The organism is Thiomicrorhabdus heinhorstiae (assembly GCF_013391765.2).
In the GTDB taxonomy this organism is placed as follows: Bacteria; Pseudomonadota; Gammaproteobacteria; order Thiomicrospirales; family Thiomicrospiraceae; genus Thiomicrorhabdus; species Thiomicrorhabdus heinhorstiae.
In genome coordinates, this window is the sequence record NZ_JACBGI020000003.1 from 74,805 (window position 1) to 91,704 (window position 16,900).

A 16,900-nucleotide genomic window follows, 5' to 3' on the forward strand; every position below is an offset into this window, starting at 1 on the left:
TCAACCTTAGACATACAACCTGGAAAGCACAAAGGCCTCTATTCGAGGCCTTTTTAATGCATTTTTTCATGCGCAAGAACAAATACCCAAGCGGATAAAACCCTACTCTACCTGCGCCTTGGCTTCGATCATGTCCTGCATGTAGTAACGCTTCTTACCACACTGACTATTAAATTCGGCGGTTTTGGCATTTTGACTTTCCAATAACCCCTGGAAACGCTGCCGAGCCTGCTGGTATTCCTTGAAATCCGCCTGATAATCATGAACCATCTGGTTATAGGACTTTACTTTCTGGTTGTAATCAGCCACTTCGGCATTCATATAACTTGGTGGTTTTGATGTCGCGTTCAGCTCTTGCTTGCTCTCGTTCAGCAAATGTTCCTTTTGCTTGATCCTTTGCGTTAATTCTTCCAGAAATGCCTTCTCTTTCAAAATCGAGGCACCGTCGTTTTTGACATCTTTTTGTAACTGCAGACAGTGCTTTAATTCTTCGAATGTAAACACATCCGCACTGTTGATCTTTTGACCCTGTGATTCATCGATCGCACCACTCCCAAGTCCGCCATCGGCAAAAGCCGCCAATGTACTTGCAAGACATATAGCACCAATTAATAACGCCGCCTTTTTCATGTTTCCCCCTTGTGTCATATTTTTCCAGTCATACCGATGTACAACGTTCGATGTTTTATTTGATGTTTTTCATTTCATTATGCACAGAATAAGGCAAATCGAAACTAACAAATTCTACTCCTCATCGACTTTCATCCCTGCAATCGGCAACCGCCGGATTTCGATTTCAAGTTTGTTTAAAGGTTAAAAAAACCAAATTAAGAAGAATTATTCTCATTTTCACTTATTGTATCGCAAATGAGAACGCTTATAATTTAGCTTATTCTTATTTAAGGCATTAAAAATGAGCTTCAAAAACAAAGGATTGCTGACAAGCTTTTTTATTTGCATGTCGTTAGCGCATCAAACCTCGGCAAAGACAGATTCATCCGATCTTGTCGAAGCTTACATGCAGCCTATTAATCACTGGCCGAAAGCCCTGCAATCCGACGACTTAAAACCATTGGAGCTTACGTCAATCCAGCAACTAAAGGCTTCTGTATCGAGCGAAGCCAACGCACAAAAAATCGCACTGGGCAAGCAATTGTTTTTTGACCCTCGTCTTTCGCAATCCAATCAAATCGCCTGTGCATCCTGTCATGACCCTCAGCAAGGCTGGGCCGACGGCAAGCGTCGGGCATTCGGCCACGACCGCCAACAAGGTAAACGCAACAGCATGAGCTTAATGAACGCTGCATTTTCCGAACGTTTCTTCTGGGATGGTCGCGCGATCAGCCTTGAACAGCAGGCACTCATGCCGATTCAGGATCCGGTGGAGATGCATGCCAAACTTGACGAAACGCTAGGCAAACTCAATCAAATTACCGGTTATCGACAAACCTTTGCTGACATCTATGCCAACAAGCAGGCCGATTATCAGATCTCTTCCGAGCATCTCGGCGACGCACTAGCCAGCTTTGAGCGTACCTTGGTTTCAAAACCTTCCCGCTTCGACCGTTTTGTAGAAGGCGATTACCAACAGCTGAACCAACAGGAAATTCACGGCTTACATCTCTTCAGAACCAAAGCTCGCTGTATCCAATGCCATCAAGGTGCACTCTTCTCGGATAACCGTTTCCACAACACCGGTTTAAGTTACTTCGGACGAAAATACCAGGATCTGGGACTTTATGACACGACGGGAAAAGAAGCTGATAAGGGCAAATTCAAAACCCCAAGTCTGCGAGAGCTTAAACACACCGGCCCTTATATGCATAACGGCCTGTTCCCGACCCTATCGGGGGTTCTGAGAATGTACAACGGGGGCATCACTTACGGCAAAAAACTCAAGCCGGGTGAGCCTGCCCTTTCGCCATTGATCCAACCACTGCATTTAACCGAAAAAGAGCTGCAGGATTTGGAAGCGTTTTTACTGACGCTTTCATCCAAAACCAGCCGCTATGTCGCACCACCGGACTTACCGAATTAATTCATTTTTAAAAATTGTGAAAGGACTGCACTATGAAAACCGATTTGAAAATCGATCTAAAAGCCAAATTGAAACCTTTAGCCTATAGCCTGCTGCTTGCTGGTGCCGGGATCGGTTTAAGCGCCTGTGGTGGCGGTGGAGGATCATCGTCTGGCAGCTCAGGTACACCAAGTGATTCGACGGATACTCAAACGAATACCATCAACGGTTTTGTTATGGACCCCGCAGTAGAAAGTGCGGTCGTCAAAATCTGCCAGCTTAATATGCCAAGCGAATGTTTGAGCGAAAAAACCGTGACGAATGCACTCGGTGCTTTCAGCTTCACACTATCCGAGGAGATTGATCTATCACAATACGCGATCTACAGCACAGGCGGCAGCGACGCCTCAACCGGTGAAGATTTGACCGGCGTACAGTTTTCCGCTCCGGCACAACTGACAAACGACAGCAATGGTGCCGTCTATGTCACACCTCTAAGCACGCTGGTCACAAATAAAGTCAATAACGGGATCGATCTTGCCAACGCGGTTTCTCAAATTGCGACCGAATTAGGTTTAAGTGAAAGTGATTTAACGCAAGCTACCGACAGTAACGCAGATCTATTAAAAAAATCGGTTCTGCTGACTCTGATCGGGAAACAGCTTGATGACGGCTTGGAAGAACTTACCTTAAATGAAAACGACGATCTGACCGGTATCGTTACCGTTATCGAAAACAGCGGCCTTTCCAGCGAAGAGCAAGCCAAGTTACTGTCATTATATGAAGCCCTAAACGCAGCAAGCTCCCTTCAGAGCGCCATCAATGTCTTCGTAGTCAAAAACACACTGCTCACAACCGACTTGTTCGAGAATCAGGATTTGAGCGATGAAACCGTCGCGGATAATGCCGGCAAAATCACCGATGCCGTGCTGGGCTACTTATCAGGACAAAACGTCACGGAAGTCAACCGTTCACAAGTCACTCTGCTACTGGCGCTGATGGGCGACCTTGATGTGGCAGATGCAGAGCTTGAACTGCCTGATCTCAATGATGAACTGACGAATATCCAACTTGCCGAAGTCGAAGATGAAAACCTGCTAAACGCACGTACTCCTCTTGGTGAAGCACTGGATGGCACCAGCGATGCCAAACGCGAATACTATTATCGATCCACCGCCTCTCACCTGGCCCAATCCAGCTCGATCATTGGTGGTGTAACCGATGTCGACACCATGGAATCGGTTTATACCAATCTAGCACAGGGCTATCTGACTAACGACAATCCGGAATTAGCTTTGAAATTTGCTAACCGGAAGGTATTTAAGCCTGAATCGGAGTACAAAGTCCTGCTTAAAATCGCCAAATATTATATCGACAAGGATCTAGATGCCGAAACAGCCGAAGCAATGCTGGATAAAAGTGTAACTTTGCACCAAAGCTATATGCAGGCAAAAGGTTACGAATCGGTTAAATCGTCAGATATACAAGATTTAAGAAGTATTTTTCAAGCCTACTCTAATTTAGGTTTGGCTACGAAGGCTTCATCCATTACCGAATACATGAATGAAATGATTCAAGGTTTCGGCACAAATTCCAATCCTTATGCACAATACGTTACAGGTTTACTGTCTGCGGCGGGAATTTACGTCGATAACAACGAAACCGAACAAGCACGCAATACCTTGAAAGATGCCTACGATATCGTTTTGGTCATGCCGGCCAACCAGCAAAGCAAATACCCTGATACCTCATCGAAGTGGTATTACATGGTCAAAATTTTCAATATGATCGGCATAGCCCAATCTTACTACTGGGATTTAGGAACCGAGAGCGATAAAGCGAAAGCACTGGAAATTATTGACAAAATACTCGAAATTCGTGCCGACGACGGCATCGCTGACAATACCGGAAGCAATGATACAGCCTATAAAACCGATGCATACATGGATGATGTTATAGCAATGCTTGCAGATTCCGGACTTTCACAAGAAGATGCACAATCCATCATTGATGATATGCCTCGTAAAGACACCTACGCTGCAAGAGTATGGACCAGCTATGCACTGAATACTCCTGGTATGACAACGGAAGACATTATTGCCCTTATTACAGAAAAGCTTATGCCGGGCAGTAAAACCACCGAGTACCGGGATGCTTTCAAGTACCTCACCTATAACGGTATCTCCAGAACGACGCCTTTCCTCGCCATGTCCCTCATTAATTCGGGAGAATTAACCGAAGCCAAGAAAGCGATTGATGCTGCCAAAGCGATTTTGGAAGAAGCTATCTCCAATCAAGTAGAAAGCAGCGATACTTATCGTTCTAAATACTATGTTCAATGGGGTTACGCCAAGTTGGCAGACCTTTACCATTTAGTTAATGAACCGAATTTGTCTGAACAGATGATGGATAACGCCATAGCCATAGCGATCAATAGTGAAGATGCTCCGGAGAACAGCGGCATAACCAATCTTGCAGATCGGGCTTACGCACAAATTTACATCACCGATTATTACCTAAGCATGGGCATGCTGGATGCAGCTCTGCAATATGCCGACTACACACGAACAACTGCCAACAACATTACCGAACCAGGCGATAGACGTTCTCGATTAGCGACTTTGGCAGCTATTATGAACGATGAAGGCGATGCAACCATGCAAGCGGTTACGCCAATTTTGGATGATATCTACGAGATCGTTTCCGGCAGCGAAATGATCGATACCGATTCTGAACAAGAGGATTACGTCGCCAAGGCCGCTGCCATTTTTGGATCAAAGCCGGCTTCCTCTTCCCTAGCTTACAGTGATGGCTTATTAGGGGCTTATAAGTTGAACAATAATCCGGACGGCGTTATCAAATCGGTTGAAGCTCTCATCGAAATCAGCGATAAGATCGCAGACAAATCGGATAAATTCATTGCCGCTCGCGGGGCAGTCTGGGGTTACGGAACGATTGGATATACCGATCAAGCGGTTCAAGTGGCCAAAAGCCGAATCCAACAAGCTGACAGTAACAGTGAAGAAGAAACAGAAGAAAACAAATCGGACTATCTGCTTTCTTTGAAAATTTTGTCTTACGCTTTATTCCAGCTGGATGCCTTCCCGACCTGTAGTGTCGCCACGGTCGACTACGATCTTGACGGTAAACCTGACTTCTATGATCTCGGTGCCACGCAGGAACAAATTGATGCCTGTGGCCTGACACTCGACGATGATGTTGATAACGACGGCATATTGGATATTAATGACTTAACACCGTTTTATAGTGATAACACCTGAAACATTTCACCAAACATCCTCTTAGTGAATTTACAGAGACAGGCTTTAACGCCTGTCTTTATGCGTATATGGAGTAGGAAATGTTTTTGCGCATCAAACCAATTTCTGTTCTTTTGATGATTCCCTGTTTGTTCTCAGTGACAGCAAAAGCAGAAGTAACTCTGACCCCCATTATTGTTAAGGGCGAAGAAGAAACAGCCGAATTAAAGCCTCTGGAAAGCGAGGCAGGAACCACTGTGCTCGATCAAAAAGTTTTAAAAGACCTGCCTAAAGGTAATGGCAATATGAACGAGGCACTTCGAATTCTTCCTGAAATTGAACTGACCGACACTTCAACCCAATCGAACCAGGCCGGTGAAATCAAACCGGGCAAAGTATCCATTCTTGGAGGTGCTTACTACCAGAATAACTTTATTGTCGATGGTTCTCCGAACAATTCTTTACTGGATCCCGGTTCCAGTACTTCAAATGAAGGACAGTTGGAAGGCCATGCCCAGGAAATGTTTCTTAATCTAAACCTGATTGACAGCATAGAGGTTCATAGTAGTAACGTTCCGGCCAGATATGGACAGTTCACCGGCGGTGTAGTCGAAGCCAAAACAAAGCATGCCGAATTCGAATGGAAAGCGCGGTTTGCAACCCGTTATACCTCGGACAAATTCACGCAATTTCATGTTGCTGATGAATTGGATTTCGAACTGTCGCGTAGCGCAGCGGACGATCAACCGAAGTTTGAAAAGCTGAGTTATAACCTCTTCTTGAATGTTCCGATCGATGACAACAACGCTTTTTATATCAATTACGACAAAATTTCATCGGATATTCCAATTCTGCATCTTGATCGAACGGAACATGAGAGCCGTGAGCTAGAAAATTTCATGACCAAATGGACGCATTACTTCAATGATGACCATCTGATGGATGTATCTTTCAGTAGCTCTCCCTACACCGAAACCCGTTTTCTTGAAAATGTCGAAGACAGCCAATATACCGAAACCGGTGGTGGCAACAAACTCAATATCGAGCTGGAAGACCATTTTGAACAAGGCACACTACAAACGGTTCTGTCCTATAGTGACAGTGTCACTAGCCGCAACGCACCTCAAAACTACTACTACTGGGCTCAGACAGATACTTTCCCGTGGGGTCGGGTTTATGATGGCCTATACTCACGCCAGGGCGGACATGGGGACTTGGAGAGCAAGCAAAGTCGCAACTACTGGAAAAGTAACTTTGAGTTTAAAGAACAAACATTCGGTCAAGTAAAGCACGCCTTTAATCTCAGTGGCGAACTCAATCGAGTTTCAGCCTACAAAACCCGAGATCAAGATGCCAATAAATACAAAGTGGGAGTTACTAGCGATAAACTGCCCGAATCCGGCATATCCAACCTGATTTGCAATGGGGCCGATGCCTGCATAGAAGGTGAACAATACGCCGTCAGCAAGGTCGTCTATCTTGCCGGAACACGCCATGCTGAAATTCTGAACACTGGTTTCTCACTAGAAGACGCTATGCAATACCAGCGCTTAATGCTACGGCTGGGCGCACGCTACGACTACAACGATTTCATGCAGAACCACGACATCGCCTACCGGAGCTTCGGAAAGCTTGATCTTTTAGGGAATAAAAATCTCTTTTTAACCGCCGGATTAAACCGCTATTACGCCAATACTTTCCTGTCTCATAAGTTACGTCAGGCAGGGAAAAGTTACCAGGAATATACTCGCGGTCTCGTTGGAGGCTATGACGAATATGGACAAAAAATAGTTACCCCCAGCGACTGGTCATTAGGGAGCAACTACAATACCGACATTACCGAGTATTCACGCCTGAAAACGCCATACAGCGATGAACGCAGTATCGGTATCGAAGCCGGATTATGGGGCGGTGTTTTCTCCATGGAACGGATTCTTCGCGACGGCTATGATCAATTCACAACCGAAACCAGTGCAGTAGAGGATGATGGCCATACTTACACCACCCTGACTAATAACGGCTGGAGTACCTTTGAATCGATTAAGATTCAATGGCGAAAACAGTGGCTTAACCACACTTTTAGTATTAGCTATTTTAATGGTGAAGGCTCGAAGAATTATCTGGATAACTATGACGACGAAGCCGACGACGAAGACAATTCTGTTATCTATTACAAAGGCCAACTTTATCAATTATCGGACTTTGGACGTATCAAGCAGGAAAAGCCCCCTACAGTAAAACTGTTTTACGGCTATCAGCCATCAAAAGGATTGAATCTAGGTGTCTACGCAACCTATACCGGCGGTTATCAAAGTTTCGAATCCAACGCTTACGCCATCGACTATATTCAGGACTCAGATAGTGTCAATGCTACGCGAGAAATCGCCATCTATGACTACGTCAAATACGAGCCGTTTTTTCAACTCGACCTGTCGGTCAGCTATCGAAAAAAATGGCTGGAGCAATACTACACCTTCACTGTTGACATCAAAAATGCTCTGGATGAAGTTCGCCGAGTAAAAAACGGCACCAATGATTACACCCTGGGTCGGCAATTTTGGCTCGGTGTCAGTTATGACTTCTAATTTTCCATATGAAAAATACCGGATAGTGCCTATGGCGAACAGGTCACGCATCATTGAAATACTAAATAATTCAAATTCAAAACTTAGGAAACAACACATGCTTCGAATCATGCTTTTCTGTAGCCTTCTTTTTGCCCAGAATGTCTGGGCAACCGTTGAAAACAGTGCAGTTAAAATTTTTGTCACCAAGAGTCAGCCGGATTATCAACTCCCGTGGCAAACAAAAAAAATCAGTCGTTCTTCCGGTTCCGGCGTCTACGTACGGGTTCATGACCAAAACTACATTCTGACTTCGGCTCACGTAATCAGCCACGCCACCTTTATTGAAGTAAGAAAAAGCAACAATACGCGAAAATATCCGGCCGACGTCAAATGGGTTTCCAATGAAACCGACCTGGCCCTGCTCGCTTTGCAGGATTCGACTTTCTTTACAGACATCGATCCCCTCTCTTTGGGCACGCTTCCTAAGATGGGCGATCAGGTCACCGCTCTGGGCTATCCAATGGGTGGCGACGAACTTTCCACGACGCAAGGCGTTGTCTCACGCCTTGAACACCGCCACTACAGTTTTTCAAAAAAATCGTTCTTAACCATTCAGATTGATACTCCGATCAATCCCGGCAACAGCGGCGGGCCGATTATCAATCAGCATAACCAAATCGTCGGGCTGGCAATGCAAACCATCACCAAAGCCAACAACATCAGTTACCTGGTTCCATCCCGAGTTATTCGTCATTTCTTCGACGATATTGCCGATGGAGAATATCAGGGCATGCCGAACGAAAATTTCGTATTTTCTCTGCCGGAAAATGCCGAACTGCGCGCTTATTTTCAACTGCCTGAAAAGCAATCCGGCGTATTGATTGAAAAAGTGGCTGTGGATACCATTCCTTTGCAAGAAAACGATCTGCTGACTCATATAAACGGTAAAAAAATTGAGAACGACGGCACGGTCTTTCTGCCGGAAGGAAAGCTCTCTTTTAAAGAATTGATTCATCAAAAACAGATTGGCGAAACGCTTTTGGCCAAAGTCCTTCGCGACGGCAAAGAACTGGAAGTCAGCTGGAAACTGAGCGCAGAAGAGACCAACCTGCCGACCTATTTTTCCGATAAGCCGCAATATCATCTTTTCGGTGGCCTGATCCTGGTTCCTTTAAGCCAGAACATTCTCGCCTCTCTGGTTCAGAGCGGCTCTCGCGGTGCCATTATGACCGCAGCATCCTTAGAAGAATATGCCACGCTACATCCGGAAAAAAAGGAAATTGTCGTACTGCAAAGAATTCTGCCCAACAACCAAAATGCCGGTTATCGCGCATCTTACTCGATTATCGAAAGTTTCAACGATCAGCCCGTAGCCGACCTCCAAAGTCTGATTAAAACGCTTGAAAAAAACGATAGCAAATGGGTCAAATTCAAGACCCATGACGATCAAACTTTTATACTCAATAAACGACTTGCCCAAGAGGGAGACAAAACCATTCGCTCCCAATACGGCATCTAATAAATCTCATACAACCGGATGCTTAAACCTTCCGGTTGTCACCTCTTTCGAGCAACAATCCCCTCAACAATTCTCGTTATCGCAGCACTTTTCGCAGTGAAGCCCGGTAATTTCAGCCCTGCCTATATTTATTTTTTATGATCTTAAATATTAGATTTCTATGATATTAACCTTGATTATAGGGATAGAAAAATAAATAATAAACATTCTCATTATTATTACTTGTTGTAAATAGGCAATTACCAAAATGAAAACAACATTACGACAACCTCACATTACGGCCGCTATTGCAGGAGTTCTGACAACTCTGCCAACAATGCTTTATGCGCAGACTTTTGAACTCGAATCGATTCAGGTCACTACCGCAACCCAAACGGAAAAAGAGCTTAAAGATGTTCCTGCATCGGTCGAAGTGATCGACGAACATCAGATTCAGAAAATGGCCGCCGTGACTCTACAGGACGCTTTGCAGTACAGCGGCGTCTTTTTTAACCCCGCTCCTGGTCGTTACAGCAATACTAACGGTCAATTTTCGATTCGCGGCGTCTCTTCAAAAGGCACACTCCTGCTTCTGAACGGACGCAGAATCGCATCCGAATTCACCAAATCCTACGATGCCATGAGAATTCCGGCATCTGCAATCGAACGTATCGAAATCATTAAAGGTCCAATGGGTGGACTCTACGGTTCCGATGCACTGGGCGGAGTGATTAATATCATCACCAAAAAACCGCTCGAGCAGATTGAGACGACTTTGACCCTGAGCCACGGCGCTAATGGCGACGGCGACGGAGAGCGCAGCCTGTTTGAAGCCGATATACGCGGAACCAAAGGCAGAACGGGATTCAGTGCCTGGATCAGCGCCCTGAAGACCGGCGAATATTCGGAAAATGAAACGGCGCAAATCCGAGTACCCAAAGGCAGTGTCGCCAATACCAAATCGAAACCGAGCCAGTCGGATCTACGAATCGACCCGAATACTTTAAAAGCCTGCGGTAACGGCAGCAGCTGCGCGAGCAACTTCAGCGTCCCTGTCGGCAATCTGATCCAAGACCAATACGATCAATCGGTTTATTATCGTGATCCAAGCGAAGTGATTAACCTGGGTGTCGATCTGACCCATAAACTGAATAACGAGCTGGACCTGAATCTGAATTTAGGTTTTATGCACGAAATCCGAGACACTCAGGGAATTTCGCAAGCCTATGCATCCAACTACACCAGTGCCCAGAGTGGCGATTCCCTAACGTTTTTCAATATCCCTTACGCGGAACACCTCGATAACCGCCGCTACGAATTAGGTGTCGGCGCCAACTGGCACCCTAATCCGCAGCTGGAAATCGATTGGAAATCCAGCCTCTCCCGGTATGAGAAAAAAGATCAGATTACCAGCCTGCTGTGGGAAGAGTTAGGTTATGCCGCCGAAGAGGAATCGGCCAGTTTAAGCGGCGACGGAACGGTCAATCAATATCAACACTCATTGAAATCGTCATGGCTAGTGCGTCCCGATAGTCGTCTGGTGACCGGGGCGGAATATATTGAAGACAGTCGCGAAGCCGCTTTCTTCGACGCCAGCGGCAAGATGACAACCAAAACGCAGGACAGTTCGGCGGTTTATGCCCAGCATGAATGGCAAATCGATCCGGAATTAAACCTGGTCTACGGCTTGCGTTATGACGACACTTCGGCTGCCGGAGATGCCACCAGCGGACATATCGGCGGTGTTTATCATTTCTCGCCTTTATTCAATCTTAGAATGCGCTATGCGCAAGGATTCAGGGCACCCGACAGCCAGGAAAACTATATCAACCGCTATAACCCGCAAGGCAAGCGTTTCGTCGGAGCCCAGGTTGTCGATGCTTCGATCAATAAAAGCGCCTTTGATCTCGAAGCTGAACGCAGCGAAAACTATGAAATCGGTTTAAACGGCCAAAGCAGAAAACTACACTATGATGCCGCGCTGTTTTATACCGAAATCGACGACAGTATCGTTCGTTACCAAACCTCGGATTACATCAGTTTCCGCAATGCCAGCCAGGTGACCTTGAAAGGTCTGGATCTGAACGCCCAGTATCAAATGACACCGAAACTGAACTGGAATTGGAATATGAGTCTCTTAGACAGCTATAACCGGGATACCGGACAAAAGCTGGAATACACGCCTGATTTCCGCACTTCCGTTGCAGTGAACTATCAAGCGACTCCTCGACTGAGCACCAGTGTTGCAGCTCAATACGTCAGTGAACAAAACTACAGCATTACCGAAAACGGTCAAACCGTAACTTATGAAGCAAACGGTTATACGCCGGTCAACATCAAATTCAATTACGCACTGGACCGAGCCGACATTTTCGTCGGCATAGACAACCTGTTTGAAACCGAAATCGATAACGCACTGGGCAGCGATATAGGCCGTTATTACTACGCCGGTGTTCGCTGGTTTATCCAGTAATCGTCAGCCGTACTTAAGCAATCCATAACATACACAGGAACAATAAAATGAAACTTAAAATTTTTCTGATTTCACTCATCTGCCTTCTTCCGTTCACCACTCAAGCCGACGGCCACAAACATCACCTCGGCTTGGCAAACTACGCTCTGCTGCTGGGCAAAAGTCTGCCGCATCTGATGAAACCGGTTATGCAAAATCAGCAACAACTGAATTTGACTCCACAACAGAAGCAACAACTTAAACAGCTGCGCGAACAGATGGCACCGAAGATTCACAGCGGACTGGAAAAAGCCAAAAAACTTGAACAACAGATTTCCACCGCCATTCTGCTCGAACACAAAAATGTACCGGCATTGAATCCGCAACTGGAAGAACTGCAAACGCAAAAATGGCAAAACACCCAAAACCTGATCAAAGCCGTCGGTCAAATTCAAACTATTTTGAATACACAGCAATACGCCCAGCTTATGCAGATACTGAACAATAAAACGGCAGAAAAGTAATCTTGGAAAACGGCGTGCTAAATACGGGTGGAGAATAAAACAGCTTCGCCCTTTTTAGCAAGGACTAGAATGATTGGTCGGAGTGACAGGATTTGAACCTGCGACCACCACACCCCCAGTGTGGTGCGCTACCAAACTGCGCTACACCCCGATCGAAATAGAGAAGAGAATTATAGGCGCTTTCGGCAACAAATCAACCGAACAGAAACGATTCAGGCTATTTTTACGGAAGTATAAAAGGGATATCCCAGAATCAGTAGCGTTTTTGGATATGGTCTCGGAAGGCTTGAATTTCACTTTTGAGCTGCTGCATCATCGCTAAACAGCTATCTTTTTGAAGATCGCCGGATGCCAGTTGGGCACTGACATCCTGCTTGGCAAGCTTGGCTTTTGCGCCTGGAATGGTAAAGCCCTGCTCATGCAAAAGACTTTTGATTTCCAAAACCAGACGTACATCTTTTTGTTGATAATAACGGCGTCCGCGTCGCTTGCCTGGCTCCAACTGGGGAAAAACTTGTTCCCAGTAACGCAGAACGTGCGATTTAACTTCGCACAAATCGGCGACTTCCCCGATCGTAAAATATTTTTTATCGGGGATTTCTGGTTTTAGGAGCTCAAGCTGAGACGATTTAGAACTTGCCATGGTTATCTATTTGCGCACGAAGTTTTTGTCCGGGTTTAAATGTTACCACTCTTCGGGCCGATATAGGAACATCTTCTCCGGTTCGAGGGTTACGCCCCGGACGAGATGATTTGTCGCGCAGTTCAAAATTTCCAAAACCGGATAATTTAATCTGCTCGCCGGAAACCAATACTTCACTGATTTCATCGTAGAATTGTTCTACCAATTCCTTTGATTCGCGTTTATTAAAACCAAAGGTATCTGATAATTGTTGAGCAATATCTGCCTTTGTTAAAGTCATATCGCTTTCTTTCCTGATCTTATTTTATATTGTTGTATTTTAACAATTTTTTGTATAACCAGACAGGTAAAAAGGAAAAAGTTTTTCCTCAAAACCTGCCTAAAAAGTACGCATTAACGCAATACGGCGTTAACTTTCTGCTTAGCCGATTCAAGAATCTGCGCAACCAGCTGATCCACTTCGTCGTCTTGCAGGGTACGTTCCTGATGCTGAATCTTCAGAGTCAAAGCCACGCTCTTCTGATCTTCACCGATTCCCTGACCGCGATAAATATCGAAAATATCTACCGAGCGCAAAATATCGGACTCAACCATAACCGCATCCAACAGAGATTGGACCGACAGCTCGTTTTCGACGACAAACGCCAAGTCGCGCTGAACCTCAGGGAATTTGGAAATCGCTTCTGCACATGGAACCTCCATGGTCATCAAGGCATCCTGACGAATCTGGAACAAGAAGACATTACCGTTCACACCCATGGTTTTAACCCACTGCGGATGTAGCTGACCGATGATACCGACCTCTTTTCCATCCTTGATCAGACTGGCAGACTGACCCGGGTGTAATGCTGGGTGCGAACAGGCTTCGAAACGGATTTTACCGACCTGATGGCTCATGCGTAGCAGAGTCTCCACATCCCCTTTAACATCGAAGAAATCGACGGCACGCTCAGTTTCGTCCCAGCCGGAAGCGGCGACTTTTCCGACCACGGCACCACCGATCATAGGCACTTGCGTAGCACCGGTCGGGTCTTGATCGTTTTTATAGAAGACCAGACCGCTCTCAAACAGACGTACTCGAGGCTGTTGGCGATTCTGGTTGTAAGCGACACTTTGCAGCAGACCTGGGAAAAGCGTGGTACGCATCGCTTTCATATCATCGGAAATCGGATTCTGCACCAGGACGTAAGGCAGATCCGGAGCCAGGCATTTTTGTTTGCTTTCTTCCACAAAGCTATAGGTCACAACTTCGTTATAACCACGCTGTACCAATGCAATTTTCAACGCCATGAGCTCTTGTTCAGACTCTGGCAATTCATTCAATGTCATTGGCGCATGCAACGGTGTTTCCGGCAAGTTGTTGTAACCGAAAACTCGGCCGACTTCTTCAACCAGATCCATCTCAATCGCCATATCGAAACGATAACTTGGCGCATGCATGTTCCAACCGGCTGCATTCTCTTCAACACCGAAACCAAGACGCTGAAAAATATCGTTCACTTGCTGAGAATCGACTTCGACACCCAAGCGTTTATCCAAAGTCTCTTTACGCAAGGTAATGACCGCCGCTTTAGGCAGATTCTCGTCACTGATGACCGCATTCACTTTGCTGACCTCTCCACCGGCCACTTCGGTAAACAGAGCCAAAGCGCGGTTCAGGGCACGTTCAGGCAATAGCGGATCGACACCGCGTTCAAAACGCATCGAAGAGTCGGTATGTAAGCCGTATTTGCGTGCTTTACCGGTAATCGCCAAACGATTGAAGTGGGCGCATTCGAAGAAAATCGCCGTCGTATCGTCGGTGACCGAAGTCGACAGTCCACCCATAATTCCGGCCAATGCAATGGCGCCGGAGTCATCCGCAATCACTAGGGTATCGTCTTCCAGAACAACTTCTTTCTCATCCAGAGTCGTTAGTTTTTCACCGGCATTGGCTTTACGAACCTGCACTGCACCTTGCAACTTATTCAAATCGAAAGCGTGCATCGGCTGTCCCATTTCCAGCAGAACATAGTTGGTAATATCCACCACCAGACTCAACGGACGCAATCCGGAACGCTCCAAACGCTGTTTCATCCATAGAGGGGTCTGAGCCTGAGTGTTGAAACCGGTAACGGTGCAACCGAGGTATTTAGGGCAGGCTACCGCATCGGTTACTTCGATGGCTACTTGGCAATCGGCCGTTCCGGCCATGTCATTTTCGGAAAAAGGTGTTTTCAATTCGGCGCCACTGATCGCGTGCACATCGCGGGCAATCCCCATCACGCTAAAACAATCGGCACGGTTCGGAGTCAAATCAACATCGATCGAAGAGTCGTTCAAATCCAGGTACTCACGCAGATCCATACCGACCGGTGCATCATTCGGCAGCACATGCAAACCGTCTACGCCGTCATCCGGCAAGCCGATTTCGCTGGCGCCACACAACATACCGTGCGAAGGCACACCGCGCAGTTTGGCCTTCTTGATTTTGAAATCGCCGGGCAGAACCGCACCGACTTTGGCGCAGCAGGCTTTCATACCGGCAACGACATTTTTCGCTCCGCATACGATCTGTACAGGCTCGACATCGCCGACATCCACCTGAGTCACGTTTAATTTGTCGGCATCCGGATGTTTTTCAACCGACAGAACATGACCGACTACCACGTTAGTAAAGGCACCGGCGACCGGTTCAACATCATCGACTTCCAATCCGGCCAGACTCAACTCTTCGGACAGCTGTTCGGTAGTCCAATCCGGACTCGTCCACTCGCGTAACCAATTTTCACTAAATTTCATAATGTCTTCTCAAAGCTTTTTATCGAATGTGTGCAGTCTTATTTAAATTGCTGCAAGAAACGCAAATCATTTTCGAAAAATTGACGTAGGTCCTTAACGTTGTAACGCAGCATTGCCAAACGCTCAACGCCAAGACCAAAGGCCAGACCGGTATATTCATCAGGATCAATCCCGACGTTCTGCAAAACATTCGGGTGAACCATGCCGCAGCCCAATACCTCGATCCAACGGCCATCACCAAATAGATCGGTTGCGATATCTACTTCCGCAGACGGCTCGGTAAACGGGAAATAAGACGGACGGAAACGGGTTTTCAAATTTTCGTCTTCAAAAAACTCTTTCAGGAATTCGATCAACAAGGCGCGTAACTGCGCAAAGCTGGCGCTCTTCTCGACAATCAAACCCTCTACCTGATGGAACATCGGGGTGTGCGTCTGATCGGAATCACAACGGTAAACACGTCCAGGGGCGATAATACGCAACGGCGGTTGTTTATTTTCCATGGTGCGGATCTGCACACCCGAAGTATGAGTTCGCAAAACGGTTTTCTCATTGATATAGAAAGTATCGTGCATTGCGCGGGCCGGGTGAGTTTCCGGGATATTTAAAGCTTCAAAGTTGTGCCAGTCATCTTCGATTTCCGGACCGGTTTCAACATCAAATCCCGCCTTGGAAAATAGCGTTTCGATACGGTTCAAAGTACGGGTAACCGGGTGCAGACTCCCAAGGTCCACTCCACGCCCCGGCAAAGTGACATCAACCGTCTCTTCGGCCAGTTTTTGCATCAACTTGGCATTATCCAGTTCACGCTTTTTATCGTTCAAAAGGCCTTGAACCGCCTGCTTGGCTTCATTAATTACCTGACCGGCTTTCGGACGTTCTTCCTGACTAAGTTTGCCGAGGGTTTTCATCACTTCGGTCAAGGCACCTTTTTTACCCAGGTACTGAACACGAATTTCATCGAGGTTAGCCAGATCGGTGACCGACTTGATCGCCTCTTCGGCTTCTGAGATTAGAGTTTGTAATTGTTCTCGCATTATAAAAATGTCCTAAAACAAATGTTCTTAACGGATTGAATGAATAGAGTTAATAAGACGCTTTTCAGAAAAAGCTGCAATCCGATTAACTCTATTCACTTCTGCCGCAATCGATCTTGCG

General features: G+C 46.3%; 11 protein-coding genes and 1 tRNA gene. 6 read left to right on the top strand and 6 right to left on the bottom strand.

Translation table 11 applies throughout. The annotated features are described in order from the left end of the window. Positions 1–102: 102 nt before the first annotated feature. Complete coding sequence (locus tag H8792_RS03190) at positions 103–630, bottom strand: hypothetical protein (RefSeq protein ID WP_185977488.1); 528 nt, start codon at positions 628–630, stop codon at positions 103–105. Between the two features lie 388 nt (positions 631–1,018). On the opposite strand from H8792_RS03190, the gene H8792_RS03195 reads away from it, so the two are divergent. The 6 genes from H8792_RS03195 to H8792_RS03220 all read left to right on the top strand — a co-directional run bounded on the left by H8792_RS03195 (position 1,019) and on the right by H8792_RS03220 (position 12,318). Then, positions 1,019–2,038: a cytochrome c peroxidase gene (locus H8792_RS03195; protein WP_185977489.1), complete on the top strand. Its 1,020-nt coding sequence runs from the start codon at positions 1,019–1,021 to the stop codon at positions 2,036–2,038. Between the two features lie 32 nt (positions 2,039–2,070). Then, entirely contained in the window at positions 2,071–5,298 is a 3,228-nt protein-coding gene (locus H8792_RS03200) for a hypothetical protein (RefSeq protein ID WP_185977490.1), read from the top strand. Between the two features lie 137 nt (positions 5,299–5,435). After that, the gene (locus H8792_RS03205) at positions 5,436–7,862 is read left to right on the top strand and encodes a TonB-dependent receptor plug domain-containing protein (RefSeq protein WP_194947640.1); all 2,427 of its coding nucleotides are present in this window, start codon (positions 5,436–5,438) and stop codon (positions 7,860–7,862) included. Between the two features lie 97 nt (positions 7,863–7,959). Beyond that, positions 7,960–9,363: a S1C family serine protease gene (locus H8792_RS03210; protein ID WP_185977492.1), complete on the top strand. Its 1,404-nt coding sequence runs from the start codon at positions 7,960–7,962 to the stop codon at positions 9,361–9,363. A 247-nt stretch (positions 9,364–9,610) separates the two neighbouring features. Next, positions 9,611–11,815, top strand: coding sequence for a TonB-dependent receptor plug domain-containing protein (locus H8792_RS03215; RefSeq protein WP_185977493.1), 2,205 nt, complete (start codon positions 9,611–9,613; stop codon positions 11,813–11,815). Between the two features lie 47 nt (positions 11,816–11,862). Beyond that, positions 11,863–12,318, top strand: a complete 456-nt coding sequence (locus H8792_RS03220) for a hypothetical protein (protein WP_185977494.1) — start codon at positions 11,863–11,865, stop codon at positions 12,316–12,318. Positions 12,319–12,392: 74 nt separating this feature from the next. Here the strand turns inward: H8792_RS03220 and H8792_RS03225 are convergent. The 5 genes from H8792_RS03225 to pheS form a co-directional block, all read right to left on the bottom strand. Further along, positions 12,393–12,469: transfer RNA gene (locus H8792_RS03225), tRNA-Pro, on the bottom strand. A gap of 102 nt (positions 12,470–12,571) precedes the next feature. Continuing rightward, positions 12,572–12,961 (bottom strand): MerR family transcriptional regulator, encoded by a 390-nt coding sequence (locus H8792_RS03230; protein WP_185977495.1) that lies wholly within the window; start codon positions 12,959–12,961, stop codon positions 12,572–12,574. After that, positions 12,948–13,241 carry an integration host factor subunit alpha gene (locus tag H8792_RS03235; protein WP_185977496.1) on the bottom strand — a complete coding sequence of 98 codons (294 nt, stop codon included), beginning with the start codon at positions 13,239–13,241 and terminating at the stop codon, positions 12,948–12,950. The genes H8792_RS03230 and H8792_RS03235 overlap by 14 nt, the downstream gene beginning before the upstream one ends. 113 nt (positions 13,242–13,354) lie before the next feature. After that, a complete protein-coding gene (pheT, locus tag H8792_RS03240) occupies positions 13,355–15,742 on the bottom strand; it encodes a phenylalanine--tRNA ligase subunit beta (RefSeq protein ID WP_185977497.1) in 2,388 nt (795 codons plus the stop codon). 38 nt (positions 15,743–15,780) lie between these two features. Further along, a complete protein-coding gene (gene pheS, locus H8792_RS03245; protein ID WP_185977498.1) occupies positions 15,781–16,779 on the bottom strand; it encodes a phenylalanine--tRNA ligase subunit alpha in 999 nt (332 codons plus the stop codon). Positions 16,780–16,900: the final 121 nt, after the last annotated feature.

Excerpts from the sequence above, each read along its gene's own strand:
- pheT (WP_185977497.1), bottom strand. The coding sequence starts at position 15,742 with ATGAAATTTAGTGAAAATTGGTTACGCGAGTGGACGAGTCCGGATTGG.
- H8792_RS03230 (WP_185977495.1), bottom strand. The coding sequence starts at position 12,961 with ATGGCAAGTTCTAAATCGTCTCAGCTTGAGCTCCTAAAACCAGAAATC.
- H8792_RS03210 (WP_185977492.1), top strand. The coding sequence starts at position 7,960 with ATGCTTCGAATCATGCTTTTCTGTAGCCTTCTTTTTGCCCAGAATGTC.
- H8792_RS03190 (WP_185977488.1), bottom strand. The coding sequence starts at position 630 with ATGAAAAAGGCGGCGTTATTAATTGGTGCTATATGTCTTGCAAGTACA.
- H8792_RS03235 (WP_185977496.1), bottom strand. The coding sequence starts at position 13,241 with ATGACTTTAACAAAGGCAGATATTGCTCAACAATTATCAGATACCTTT.
- pheS (WP_185977498.1), bottom strand. The coding sequence starts at position 16,779 with ATGCGAGAACAATTACAAACTCTAATCTCAGAAGCCGAAGAGGCGATC.
- H8792_RS03215 (WP_185977493.1), top strand. The coding sequence starts at position 9,611 with ATGAAAACAACATTACGACAACCTCACATTACGGCCGCTATTGCAGGA.
- H8792_RS03200 (WP_185977490.1), top strand. The coding sequence starts at position 2,071 with ATGAAAACCGATTTGAAAATCGATCTAAAAGCCAAATTGAAACCTTTA.
- H8792_RS03195 (WP_185977489.1), top strand. The coding sequence starts at position 1,019 with ATGCAGCCTATTAATCACTGGCCGAAAGCCCTGCAATCCGACGACTTA.
- H8792_RS03220 (WP_185977494.1), top strand. The coding sequence starts at position 11,863 with ATGAAACTTAAAATTTTTCTGATTTCACTCATCTGCCTTCTTCCGTTC.